Genomic DNA, 13,223 nt, shown 5'->3' on the forward strand with positions numbered 1-13,223 from the left:
CTCTAACTTAAAATCTCACATCTCAAATCTATATTATGAGTGTTTTAATTATTGTTTTCCTAACGGCAGTTATTGCGTTATTTTCAGGAGTTTTTGAACAAGGAAAATTCGCAAGATACATTGGGATTTTAGGATTGATCATCGCATTATACGTAAGTTTCTTACCTGAATGTGCTTTCTTTGAAAAGTACAGACACATGTATGAATACACTGCAAATACTGCGTTATTCACCAAAATATCTATTGTAACAACCTTATTGTTATTCTTCCTGGGAGGTTTTGCGTTCAGCAACCACAGAAGCCACCAGTCGGAATTATATGCACTGATGCTTTTTGCATTATGCGGAGGGATCGTCCTTTTCGGATTCCAGAATTTAGTAACCCTTTTCTTAGGGGTAGAAATTCTTTCCATTCCGTTGTATGTCATGGCAGGTGCCAACAAAACTGATTTAAGATCAAACGAAGCTTCAATCAAATATTTCCTGATGGGTGCTTTTGCGACAGGTTTCTTACTTTTCGGTATTGCATTTATCTACGGAAGCAGCGGAAGTTTTGACTTGTATAAAATCCAGGATTTTGGAGTTAAAAATCCTAAAGATGTCATGTTCATTTTAGGTGTTCTGCTTATTCTTTGTGCACTGGCATTCAAAGTAGCATTAGCTCCTTTCCACATGTGGAGTCCGGATGTATATGCGGGTTCACCTTCCCTGATCACAGCATTTATGGCGAGTGTGGTAAAGATCTCAGGATTCTATGCCTTATTCAGATTAATGACCATCGGGTTTGGAGGAGTAACTGAACAATGGATTAATGTTTTTGGAGTATTCCTGATCATCACATTACTTTTAGCCAATGTTATGGGTCTTGCCCAAACCAACGCCAAAAGAATGCTGGCCTACTCTTCCGTTTCTCATGCAGGATACATCGGATTGGTATTCTTCGGAATGACAAGCCTTTCTACTTATAATTTAGGATTCTATTTATTCGCTTATTCGTTATCTACAGTGGGTGTTTTCATGTGTCTTATTTATGTAGAAAAACTGAAGAGAGAAACTTCTTTCGGAGCTTTCAAAGGTTTGGCAAAATCTGAGCCTCTATTGGCTACCGTTGCAGCCATCTCTATGCTTTCAATGGCAGGAGTTCCGTTAACAGCTGGTTTCATGGGGAAATTTGCTTTATTCTCTCAGGCGATGAATTCTAAGCACGGAGTTTTCTTAGTATTGGTAGCTGTTTTAGGTTCTGCAGTATCTATTGCATATTATTTAAGACTGATCATTTCTATGTTCTTCTTCAAAGATTCTACATTCAAATCTTCAGAAAAAGTAACGCTTACTTACAATATCGTAGCGGTATTTGTAATCGCATCTATTATTCTATTGGGTGTTTTCCCTGATCTGTTTGCAAGACAGTTCGGATTGTAAGATCTCAATATCAAAATATACAAAAGCGCAACTTTTCAGTTGTGCTTTTTTTGTGGTTGCCGGGTACTTGCTGAAAAAATTTCCATTAGAAACACAGAGTTTTTATATTAAATATCCCGGAAAACAGCTAAATTTGAATAACCTTGATCACATGAAAAAATTCATTATAACCTTATTGACTGCGGTATCCATTTCTGCCATGGTTTTTTATATAAACAAAGGCAAAACAGATACAGCCAATTACAATATGCTGGTCGCAGTTATCGCCTCAATATTTAGTGTTCCGCTAATGAAATTTCTGTTTCCGGTAACCAAAGAATTAAAGATCGGAACATCAGAATTTTATCCCAATCTTTTTCATAAAACTGCAGATTTTTTTAAAAAGAAAAGCAGTAACAGATAATGTTTTATCTATTTCCGGATTTTGTTTAAGAAAAAGAAGTAAAGCTATCCCAAAAGATAGTTTTCACCAATAGACACAACATTCGGAAGTGCCCTTTTTTTCATAACTTTACTTTAAATTTCAGCTCTTGGCCAATCTTTATAAAAAAGACGCTCCCTTTCAGGTTCTTATATCATTCAAAAAGTATTTGGATGTACTGGAACATATCCGCTATAACGACCGTTTGGAGTATCGGGTTAATTATGCTGAATCTTTAATTGAAAGAACAAAAAAATTTCCTGAGTTAAGAGACGGATTCCTGGATGAAGCCCTTCTTGAAAAACATGAAGACCTCATCAGGCAAATTCTTGCAGACCTCTTCCCTACCGGTCTTACACACAACGAAATCAAAGCGGCCAGTATTCCGCTTTCCAAAACCACTTTCAACTATACCGAAAGATTTAAGGGTATACTTAAAGATGCCGGAAAAGATTTTGAAATAGAGCTGAGGAATATCGGGGACGATGAATTTTACGTATTCTGCTGCTGTCTTATCCTTCAGAGTTATTTCAAAAGAGATATTAAGAGTACCATGCCTCTTTATTATGATATCCCAAACAGGCTGGGAATCATGAAACATTATAAAATTACGGTCAATTCAGATTTTACAGAGGTTTATCCTACTGAAGAGGCAAAAATTCCAACAGATGATGTGCTGGATATGCTACTGGAAAACCTGGACGATTTTAAACTTTGGAAAAAGTTTTTCCCTTCAAAATCATGGGTACTAAAAGGGTTTACAATCATTTCCCTGGTAGACTGCACTTCAGAAGTAGCCCTGTCTGACCTTAAATCGAGCATGATAGAAATTGATCCGGAGGATTTGAGCCCGGATGAAAATCTTGTGGAAATTTTCAAGTCCTATTTTGATGTCCCGGAGCTTAATTTCGGATTAATGTTGTTTGATCAAAAAGATCAGAAACTAGGCAGACTTCCGATCTACGAAAATGTTTTCACCCATCATGTTTTAGATTTCTGGATCAATGCATTTGATGAAGAAACCCGAAAAAGTACTTTTACCAATTTAAATCACAATTCCAAACCGATTGTCATCTCGAATGTCGACAATCTGGATGACAACATCAAAGAACTCCCTTCTTTTAATATTCTTAGGGATAACAATATCAACAGCTTCATGGTGATTCCCATCATGAAAGACAATAATCTTCTGGCTATCATGGAGTTTACATCTCCACAGGCCAACAGTTTCAACGGATTAAAGCTGAAAAAAATGGAGTTTTTCACCGATATGATCCTCTTTTCTCTGAACAGGTTCAGTTATGAAAAAAACTATCAGATAGAAGCTATTATCCAGCGTGAATACACCTCCATCCACAATAGTGTGGTGTGGAAATTCAGAAATGAGGCCGAAAAATATTTCAATGCTTCACTGGGAAAAAAAATGTATACACTGAAGCAGATCTCATTTAAAAACCTGACTCCACTGTTTGGGTTCTCTGATATCCGATCTTCTTCAGAAAAGCGTTTTAACCTGATGCTGGAGGACCTCAACCAACAGATTGAAAGCCTTCAGGAGATTTTCGCAATGATCAATTCTGAGTCAGAGAAATATCTTATGGCTCTGGATGTTTTTGAAAATGAACTGAACAACGAGATCAAAGCCGATACCGAGCAGCGCCTCCAAAGATTCCTTAGGGAAGAGGCCCATCCTTATCTGCAGGGAAAACTGGAACTGAAAACCGACAGGGAAATAAAGACTAAGATCAAAGATTATTTTGTACAGGTCTTTACGCAAACCAATTTATTTTACGCCAACCGAAAAAGCCTGGATGATTCTATTACATTGGTTAACAGAAAGCTGGCAGACATGCTGGATGAAGGCCAGGTAAAAGCCCAACAGATCTTTCCGCATTATTATGAAAGATTTAAATCTGATGGTGTAGAGCATAACCTGTACATCGGGCACCATATTGCACCGGATCTTAATTATACTTCAAAAGAAGTACACAAATTAAGGTACTGGCAACTGAAAACCATGTGCAATATGGAACGTGAATTTCAAAATTTTAAAAGAGATCTTCCCATCCAATTAGATATTGCGTCGCTCATCTTTGTTTATAATGAAAAAATAGACATCCGCTTCAGAATGGATGAAAAACGCTTTGATGTAGATGGCGCTTACAATTCTTATTACGAAATCATAAAAAAACGTCTGGACAAAGCCCACGTTAAAGACTCTTCGGAAAGAATAACCTGTCCCGGAAAAATCACCATTGTTTACTTCGGTATGGAGAATCAGAAAGAATATCTGGAATACATCAGTAAGCTTCAGAAAAAAGGAATTCTTCAGAATGATGTGGAGTTTCTAAAAGTTGAAGATCTGCAGGGAATCACAGGATTGCTGGCGTTGAGGATTTCTTTGGCTAGCTAAAGAAGTTATCCGTGGAAGTTTAAAACATTCATGAAACTGAGTTTAATTGTTTTCCTGAATTTAATATCTTCCATCTTCAAACAAACAGCTCAGCTTAATCTATAAAATAAGAATCTGGCTTTTTAAGCTCACCCTGTGGTATGCCCGCCTGCTCGAAAATGGAATATTCAATGGTTCTGCATATACTGTTCAGGGCAAGATCATTCTCCTCTTCCCCAAACGGTTCTCCAATCTCCTGGATAATGGCATCCAGGGCAATGAATGTATAGCTGATCAAAAGAACGATCAAAGGCATCATCCAGCCCAGACTGTCCACCAACCCAAAAGGCAGCCAGAAACAGTACAGATACACCGTACGGTGAAGCAAAACGCTATAGGCAAAAGGCAGTGGTGTATTATAAATCCTCTCACACCCTCCTGAAATATTAGAAAACTGATTCAGCTGATGGTCCATAGAGGTCATCACAATCGTGTCAATATTTCCTTTCCGCTGTTGTTCATTCAGCCAGTCTGCAATAAAGCCCAGAATAATGCTTGGAATAAATTTTTTACCCTTCAGTTGTTCCGCCTGCTCCGGAGAAAGAAGCCTTGTTAAATGTTCCGTCCCGGATTTATCCCTCAACTGGTTATTCAGGGACCAGCAGAATGCAGATATCAATTTTATAATTTTTTCTTTTTCTTCTTTTGCTCCCTGTGAAGGATCATTCACCAGTGAAAGGATCTGTCTCGTAAAAGACCTGGTTTCAATGACCAATGATCCCCAGAGTTTACGCCCTTCCCAAAAACGGTCATAACTTGCAGAATTACAGAATCCCATGAAAATAGCCAGTGCGAGACCGAGCAAAGTAAAAATGGTAGGATTAAGATGTACTTTATAATCGAAGATCTTTCCTTTAAAAAAATAGATAGACAGTGAAAATAATAAAATAACACTTAGCTGGACAACAATTTTCTTCAACACGGAACCTCTCCATATAAACAACATTTTCAGCCAATTGGTCCGCTGTCTGATAATCATCTGTATTTATTTTTTAATTAAAGGGAAAGAAAAGCATAGGCAAAAGAAAGTACGGAAATAATAATTCCTGCCATAAAAATCTTATATGTTATCGATAAAAGCTTGTATTTTCTATCCAGAACTTTTCCAAGGAAGTAAAGATCTTTCACCATAGAATCGTAGATATAATCCCTGTCCTTGATGAGATCTTTCATCGCATCGTTAAAATCATTGAACATCATCTGGTGAAAATTTCCAAAAAACAGAAGATTCACTTTTCTGTCTGCGATATCCTGAGCGGTAAAATTAGTCTTTGTGACATTCGGCTTAGTAGATAAGATCGCAAATATAATGGTCAAAACACTTGAAAGCAACAATACAAAGCTTGGAATAATCAGGTGAGCATTCTTAGGCGTATCCAGTTTTGGAACCAGTACAGAAAGACAAACTGAAATAATGATTGCATTGACCGAAAGGAGAATATTCGCCTTGCTGTCTGCAATATCACTCAATCTTGTATGATTATTAAGAGTGACTCTGAACAGGGTATCAACGCTACGGTCAGATTTTGCCTCTTTAGGTTCTTTTTTACTCTCTAGACTTTCCTTTTTTTCTTCTTTTTTATCCTCCTCTTTTTCCAGTTTCTTTTCTATTTTCTTGATATTTTTCTTTTTCAGAGGCTCCCAGTTTTCCCTGGCATAGTCTGTATAATAATGATGCTTATTTTTCAGCATATCAAGGTTTCCGGCATTCCATTCTTCATTAGAGAAGCATCTTACGTTGGTAAGCTCCCACTCTTTTCTCAGTGCATCTGAAATATCGTTATAATCATGGCTCGCAAAATGGCTGCAGTCTGCATCTTTCACGATCTTCTCCAGAAGATTCTGCGGTTCGTAGGTGATCTTTGTCGCCAGAATTAATCGGGAAACATCTTCGATATAACTTTCAGGATAATTTTCCTGCTTCAGAAAATTGACAAGAATGCTCACCCCTTTTTCTTCATGGTTCTGGGCACACTCTATATAGCCCGTATCATGGAACCACAGCGCAAGCAGAACCTTTTCCTGATCTTCTTTGGACACGGGTGTACTTCGCATGATCTCCTCGGCCTTATTTACAGTATAGGTCGTGTGAATAAAATTATGATAAAAGTATACAGAAGATAACTTATCTTTGAATAAGATTTCGACATAATCTTTAGCTTTGTGTAAAATGCTCATTCCTGATTTTTTGTTAATGTAAATTTATGAATTTATCCTTTAAAACTCATTTAAAAAATACTTCTATTGCCTTTCGAGCAGTATTGTCTGCAGGAGTTCTATATTCCTGCGCAACATATAACGTAAAAAAGGGTAAAAACTTATTTGAAGTTGAAAATTCTGATATAAAATCTGATACTGATTTTAAAGTTTTCCTGATAGGAGATGCCGGAAATTCGGATGAACCTCAGGCACAGAATACCTTAAATTTACTCAAAAACAAATTGGATTCTGCGGACAGCAACTCTATGCTGATCTTCCTTGGCGATAATATTTATCCCAACGGGCTTCCAAAAGAATCAGATAAAGATTATGCATTAGCGAAGCAGAAACTGGAAAACCAGTTTTCCATCACCAAAAATTTCAAAGGAAAAACATTGGTCATTCCGGGAAATCATGACTGGAATAATGGTCTGGAAGGATTAAAAGCCCAGGAAGATCTTGTAAAGGCTTATTTCAACGACAAAAAAGCTTTCCTTCCTAAAAATTCATGTGGCATCGATGATATCAATCTCTCCAAAGACATTAAACTTATCGTTATAGATACCGAATGGGCATTGGTCAACTGGGATCAATATCCGGGTGTCAACAAAAACTGTACGATCAAAACCCGCGAAGATTTCTTCACAGAGTTTAAAGATCTTGTGACTAAAAACCAGGATAAAAGAATCATTGTTGCCATGCATCATCCTGTGATCAGCAGCGGAACACATGCAGGGTTCAACTCTGCGAAATCACATCTTTATCCGTTGAAAAGCAAAATTCCGGTTCCGGTAGTAGCCAGTGTGATCAATGTACTGAGAACTTCTTCCGGAGCAAGTCTTGAAGACATCAATAATCAGCATTATGCAGATCTGGCCAACAGGCTGAAGAGCATTGTTCAGGATAAAGAAAATATTATTTTTGTGTCCGGACATGATCACAATCTGCAGTATCATGAAGACAGAAACATCAGGCAGATCATCAGCGGTGCAGGTTCCAAAACAGATCCTTCCACCATTGCTGAAAAGACCGATTTTTCTTACGGAGGCAGTGGTTTTGCCGTTCTGAATATCAGAAAAGACCAAAGCACAGACGTGGAGTATTTCTCTACAAAAGATAGCACCCTGAAAAAGCTCACCCATATTTCGGTGATTTCAAAACCCGATGTATTTGTAAACAACTATCCAAAATCATTTCCGGGTACAGTCCAATCCAGCGTTTATCCTGTAGAGCTTACCAAAAAAGGAAAAGTGTACCGCTGGTTATGGGGAGAACATTACAGAAAATATTATGGTATCCCTATTGAGACGCCTACAGCCGATCTGGCTTCATTGAATGGCGGATTTACCCCTTTCAGAGAAGGAGGAGGAAACCAGTCCAACAGTTTAAGACTGAAAGCAGCAGACGGACAGGAATTTGTTATGCGTGGCGTGAAAAAGAGTGCTGTACGTTTCCTTAATAATATGGCTTTCAAAAAAAGCACTTTTGGAAATGAGCTGAACAACACGTTTCCTGAAAAGTTCCTGCTTGATTTTTATACAACCAACCATCCGTTTACACCATTTTCAGTAGGAAATATGGCAGATAAACTGAATATCTTCCACAGCAATCCGAAATTATATTATATTCCCAAGCAATATGCTTTAGGAGAATACAATGAAAATTACGGTAACGAAATGTATATGATCGAAGAGCGTTTTTCTTCTGATCCTAAAACTTTAGCTTCCCTTGATAACGCTAAGGATATTGTTTCTACGGATGATGTTCTGAAAAATTTCACCAAAAATTACAAATATTCTGTAGACCGTGAATCCTATATCCGGGCAAGGATCTTTGATATGCTGATCGGTGACTGGGACAGACATTCGGATCAGTGGAAATGGGCAGAATATCAGGACGGTGACAAAGTTATTTACAAACCTATCCCGAAAGACAGAGATCAGGCTTTCAGTAAATATGATGGCGCTGCTTTCAAGATTATTATGAATGTTCCGGCTATCCGCCACATGAAAACGTTCAAAGAAGAGATCAAAAACGTGAAATGGATCAATATGGAGCCCTATCCGTTAGATCTTATCTTTTTAAAGGGTGCCACACAGGAGGAATGGAATGCACAGGCCAAATATATTCAGGAACATCTTACGGATGCTGATATTGATGAGGCATTCAACAATCTTCCCCAAGAAGTAAAAGATGAAACCATCGCTGATATTCAGAGAAAATTAAAAATAAGAAAAACAAAACTGCAGGATTATGCTGCCCAGTATTATGATGTACTGCAGGAAAAAGTTTCTCTGGCAGGAACGGTGAATCCTGATCAATTTGTTATTACAAAAAACGGACATTCCGTGAATGTAAAACAATATAAATTAGACAAAAACAAGGAAAATCCTGAATTGGTTTTCGAAAAAACCTACGACGATTCAAAAACGAAAGAACTTTGGATCTACGGTCTTGAAGACGATGACATTTATAATGTTTCAGGAGAAGGAAGACCAAAGATGAACATCAGGCTTATTGGAGGCTACAACCACGATGTGTACAATATTGCGGACGGGAAAAGTGTGAAAATTTATGATTTTAAATCTCAGAAAAACACCTACAACGGTTCTGCCACAAAAAATATTTCTGATGATTACGATATCAACACCTACAATTATAAGCATCCGAAATATAATTTCTTTGCAGGATATCCGAACGCCGATTACAATCCTGATGACGGTGTGATCTTAGGCGTTTTGGCTAATTACACAGTCAATAATTTCATCCGTGATCCTTATACTCAAAAACACAGTCTTAAGGCTAATTTTTACACGGCTACCGGTGGGTTTAACGTTGCTTATAAAGGAATTTTCAAAAAAGCAATATGGGGATGGGATTTCAATCTTGATGCAGCGTATACGACCCCGAAATTCTCCGAAAACTTTTTCGGACTGTCCAATGAAAGTATATACGACAAAGAAAATACAGAAAGAGAATACAACAGAGCCAGGATCTCTAAGCTTAATTTCGCACCATCGATCTCTAAAAAAAGCTGGATGAACCTTGAACATAAGGTTCAGCTGACGTTTGAGGACAATAAGGTTCAGCAGAAAGGAGACCGCTTTGTAGACCAGTCGCCGGATGTAAGACCTGAAGTTTTCAGAAGTCAGCAGTTTGCCGGAGCCAACTATACCTTCAGTTTCAAAAATTTGGATAATAAAGCATTTCCTACTTTAGGACTGGAACTCTTAATGAACGCGGATTGGAGAACGAATCTTTCCAATACGGAAAAGAATTTCTTCACTCTTAACGGAACACTGACTATAGACCACAGACTGGACAAAAGAGGAAACTTCGTTTTTGCGAACTCCAGTAATGCCATGTGGATCAGTAACAACAATTTTGAGTTCTATCAGGCAGCAAGTATTGGCGGTAATAACGGAATGAGAGCCTTCAGAAATGACAGATTTTCAGGGAAATCTTATTTTACCAACAATTCTGAGATCCGTTGGGATTTCGGAAGGGTCAGAAACAATATCATCCCAGCGAATATGGGTGTTCTGGTAGGCTATGACTTGGGCCGAGTATGGAATGACAACGAAGAGTCTAAAAAGTGGCACCAATCTATAGGAGCTGGCTTCTGGCTGAGCGTTGTAGACATGTTCTCCGCAAGACTGAATTACTTCTATGGCTCTGATGGAGGCAGGATCTCCGCAGGCGTTGGAATGACTTTTTAGATTTTAGATGGATCCGTTTTCGCGTGTAGACTTTAAATTCTACACTCAACGGTGTAGAAAGATTAGCTGTACTCATTAAATCTCAATAAAATAGAAATTTAAAAACCCGCTCTATTCATTTGTAAATCACTACAGATAAAGTAAATACGATCAGGAAAACCAATTCATATTTTCTTCAGCCTTAAACATACACATCCATAGATCAATATGTTTGTACTTCTTTTAAAAATTCGATGTTTTAAAAAGAATCTATATTTGTTTTAAATTATTTCAACAAAAACAAACTATTGGATGAAGAAAACGCTATTACACATGGCATTATTTGTCATGTCTTTAAACGCAAATGCACAAGTGGGTATAGAAACCCCAACACCACAAAGTACACTACACGTCAACGGAAGCCTTCAGGTCGTCAAAGACTTTAATGTAGGCGGTAATGCCAAAACAAGAGGAAATTCGGGAAACCGGGGTGAAGTTTTGATGTCCAACGGAGCAGGAGCTGCACCAACCTGGAGCACTATTGAATCTCAGAATTTTTTAAAGGTCGTATTTGTCGGTAATAAAACCGATACTAACCCTAGTTCCGGTAGCTATACCGGTACCGGCAGTAGCCCGGTAAGTACGCATGACAGCTACGCAAAGAGCTATGTCTATAACGTAAGTAATAAAATAGACAATACATATCTGAAGTATGATTCCGGTACAGGATTATTCACAGTCGTGAAGCCCGGATTTTATAACATTGTCCCTTACATTACGTATGATCTGAGCCTGAACGGTAATGGATATACGGCAGGAACAGCCAAGTCATCCATTCAAAAGGTTTCTCCGGCCACAGAAACACTGGCGTCTACATCTACAGGACACGGCGAACGTACCCTGGCTGTAAACCATAACCTGTCTTCTATTACCTATTTTAACAAGGATGATACCTTCAGGATTCGATGTGTTTATACCCAAAGTTTCAGATTGTCAGCCGGAAATATTCACATTTCTTATCTGACTCCGTAAAGATATTTTTGAGTTTAACCCTTTTGCTATTATTTAGCCTGAGGGTTAAATTCAAATCTATATACATTTCCTCCTGTACTTTTATCTTTTTCATCAGCAATCAAAAGTGTTTTATCATCTAGGAAAACAACCGCTTCTTTCTGTGAGTCATGATTTAACGTTATTTTTTCAATTTTGGACGTATTGAAATTATCCGCTGTAAATCCTGAAAGTACATGAATATTTTTATGGGTAAGCAAAACGATTTTATCATTTGTACTGCTCACTGCTGCTGAAGTAATGGCCGCATCACTGTACTTCCCGTCAAGCTTTAATTTTCCGATTAATTTGGCTTCAAAATCACCTTCTTTATTAGGAACCTGGAATACCAGGAAAGTTCCGTCAAAACCTTTGCTTCTGTTTTTGGTGAAAAGGTAGAAATTTCCATTCATCTCTACGAAAGCTTCACAGTCATACAGCCAGTTGGACTTTTTCGGTGGAAACTCTGTTTGCCCTTCGTAATGAAATTTTGTTGTCTGGATGGCTTTTGTTGTCTTTTGGGAAGCATCTTTTAAGTCTAATTTTAAAATAGCCAGATTCTGTCTCATATTGTCGTTATTCCCAAAATCACCAATGTAAATATTTCCCTGTCCATCTTTTGTGATATCCTCCCAATCATTATTTTCAGCATTTTCAACCAGAACATCAGTTACCAGTTTCCCCTGCATATCCAAACCATACACAACATTTTTATTTCCCTGATCTTCTATAGCCCAAATGGTATTTTTATCCTGAGACAATACGATCCCGGAAACTTCTTTCAGTTTTTTAGGCAATGGAAATTCTACTTTCAATTCATCAGTTTTAGGAGAATCCTGAGCTTTTGGATTACAGCTCCACAATAAAAAGGCGGATAAGGTAAGAATACGCAACATAGCTATTTTTTTAATTTTTTAAACTGAAAATACGAGTACCGTATATTTTTCTCTAAGTTATTAATAATCTGCTGATGGTAAAGAAAAAAACCAGCGGCAAGTCCTATTAAACTTCCGATAATGGTGTCCAGAAGTCTTGCATGCATCAGATTTTCTACATCATGATGAATCAGGCTTCCGGTTTCCGTCAAAAGGATCGTTAATGGTGTTATGAATATCACTGCAAAACCATAATTCCTTACGATCAGAAGTTCTATAATAAACTGCAAAACCGTGATCATGATGATCATTTCTATTTTTGCAGGATCAAACAGCAGGATCAGCCATGCAAAACCTATTCCAATAAAGGTTCCCAGGATTCTGTGCATATTCCTTTGGCGGACGTGTTCAAAATTCCGGCCCTGTATAATGGCTATTGTGGCAATGGAGATCCAGTAGGTATTTTCAAATTTCAGAAGATGTCCTGCGATCAGCGTCAGCATCATAAAGAAGCCGATAATGCTGCTTTCTACAAATTTGGTATATCTTCTTTTATTAAAACTTCTCCTTCTTGGAAGAGATAAGACCTCTCCTTTTTCTATAAAAACAGAGTACAGAAAAGCCAATGTACACGATAAAATCGCCCCCATAGCCACAAGCCCTACTCTTACCGGAATCATTTCGAGGTCAAACTGATACGTGCTCGCCATTGCTGCCAGCATAATAAAGAAAAAATTTCCGGGTGGGGGAACTTTAAAATACGACGTAATAAAATGAGCCAGAAAAGAAACGATTCCCAAAGACAAACCTGCCGCATAAGCATTAAAGCTAAAAAACAGGCTGATGGTAAAAGAAAAAACCATCCCGAATGCACATACCGCCAGATGAACCATCCGCTGCGTGATAGGCGCTGATGTAAAATACAAAATAGTCAAAGCTCCCAAACTCGACAAGCTACCGTAATTAGGTTTTCCTAAAAAATACCCTATAAACAGGCAAGTTCCAATACAGAGTGCCGCAAGAAACGGAAAGTGCCATTTCCTTTCTGTTTTTTTGAATTCCAGCAGATACTGAAATCTATGGTGTACGGGACGTTCTACCTTCACT

At 37.9% G+C, this 13,223-nt stretch carries 9 protein-coding genes; 5 read left to right on the forward strand and 4 right to left on the reverse strand.

What is annotated here, in order from left to right:
- Window positions 1–35 precede the first annotated feature (35 nt).
- The 3 genes from NZD88_RS06520 (at window position 36) to NZD88_RS06530 (ending at window position 4,255) form a co-directional block, all read left to right on the forward strand.
- Window positions 36–1,421, forward strand: a complete 1,386-nt coding sequence (locus NZD88_RS06520) for an NADH-quinone oxidoreductase subunit N (RefSeq protein WP_169235203.1) — start codon at window positions 36–38, stop codon at window positions 1,419–1,421.
- 151 nt (window positions 1,422–1,572) lie between these two features.
- Window positions 1,573–1,824 carry a hypothetical protein gene (locus NZD88_RS06525; protein WP_259828325.1) on the forward strand — a complete coding sequence of 84 codons (252 nt, stop codon included), beginning with the start codon at window positions 1,573–1,575 and terminating at the stop codon, window positions 1,822–1,824.
- A gap of 127 nt (window positions 1,825–1,951) precedes the next feature.
- Window positions 1,952–4,255: a GAF domain-containing protein gene (locus tag NZD88_RS06530; RefSeq protein WP_259828326.1), complete on the forward strand. Its 2,304-nt coding sequence runs from the start codon at window positions 1,952–1,954 to the stop codon at window positions 4,253–4,255.
- 94 nt (window positions 4,256–4,349) lie between these two features.
- On the opposite strand, the gene NZD88_RS06535 is transcribed toward NZD88_RS06530, so the two are convergent.
- Together NZD88_RS06535 and NZD88_RS06540 are read right to left on the reverse strand one after the other, a co-directional pair.
- On the reverse strand, window positions 4,350–5,273 hold the full coding sequence (locus tag NZD88_RS06535) for a bestrophin family protein (protein WP_259828327.1): 924 nt from the start codon (window positions 5,271–5,273) through the stop codon (window positions 4,350–4,352).
- A 17-nt stretch (window positions 5,274–5,290) separates the two neighbouring features.
- Window positions 5,291–6,472: a Pycsar system effector family protein gene (locus tag NZD88_RS06540; protein WP_259828328.1), complete on the reverse strand. Its 1,182-nt coding sequence runs from the start codon at window positions 6,470–6,472 to the stop codon at window positions 5,291–5,293.
- 26 nt (window positions 6,473–6,498) lie between these two features.
- Between NZD88_RS06540 and NZD88_RS06545 the strand changes: the two genes are divergently transcribed.
- Together NZD88_RS06545 and NZD88_RS06550 are read left to right on the forward strand one after the other, a co-directional pair.
- Window positions 6,499–10,212, forward strand: a complete 3,714-nt coding sequence (locus NZD88_RS06545; RefSeq protein ID WP_259828329.1) for a metallophosphoesterase — start codon at window positions 6,499–6,501, stop codon at window positions 10,210–10,212.
- A 291-nt stretch (window positions 10,213–10,503) separates the two neighbouring features.
- The gene (locus NZD88_RS06550; protein ID WP_259828330.1) at window positions 10,504–11,223 is read left to right on the forward strand and encodes a hypothetical protein; all 720 of its coding nucleotides are present in this window, start codon (window positions 10,504–10,506) and stop codon (window positions 11,221–11,223) included.
- Window positions 11,224–11,252: 29 nt separating this feature from the next.
- Here NZD88_RS06550 and NZD88_RS06555 read toward each other — a convergent pair whose 3' ends face one another.
- Window positions 11,253–12,137, reverse strand: coding sequence for a hypothetical protein (locus NZD88_RS06555; protein WP_259828331.1), 885 nt, complete (start codon window positions 12,135–12,137; stop codon window positions 11,253–11,255).
- Window positions 12,138–12,139: 2 nt separating this feature from the next.
- The gene (locus NZD88_RS21295; protein WP_259828332.1) at window positions 12,140–13,222 is read right to left on the reverse strand and encodes an FUSC family protein; all 1,083 of its coding nucleotides are present in this window, start codon (window positions 13,220–13,222) and stop codon (window positions 12,140–12,142) included.
- Window position 13,223: the final 1 nt, after the last annotated feature.

The organism is Chryseobacterium pyrolae (assembly GCF_025153485.1).
Taxonomy (GTDB): domain Bacteria; phylum Bacteroidota; class Bacteroidia; order Flavobacteriales; family Weeksellaceae; genus Chryseobacterium; species Chryseobacterium antibioticum.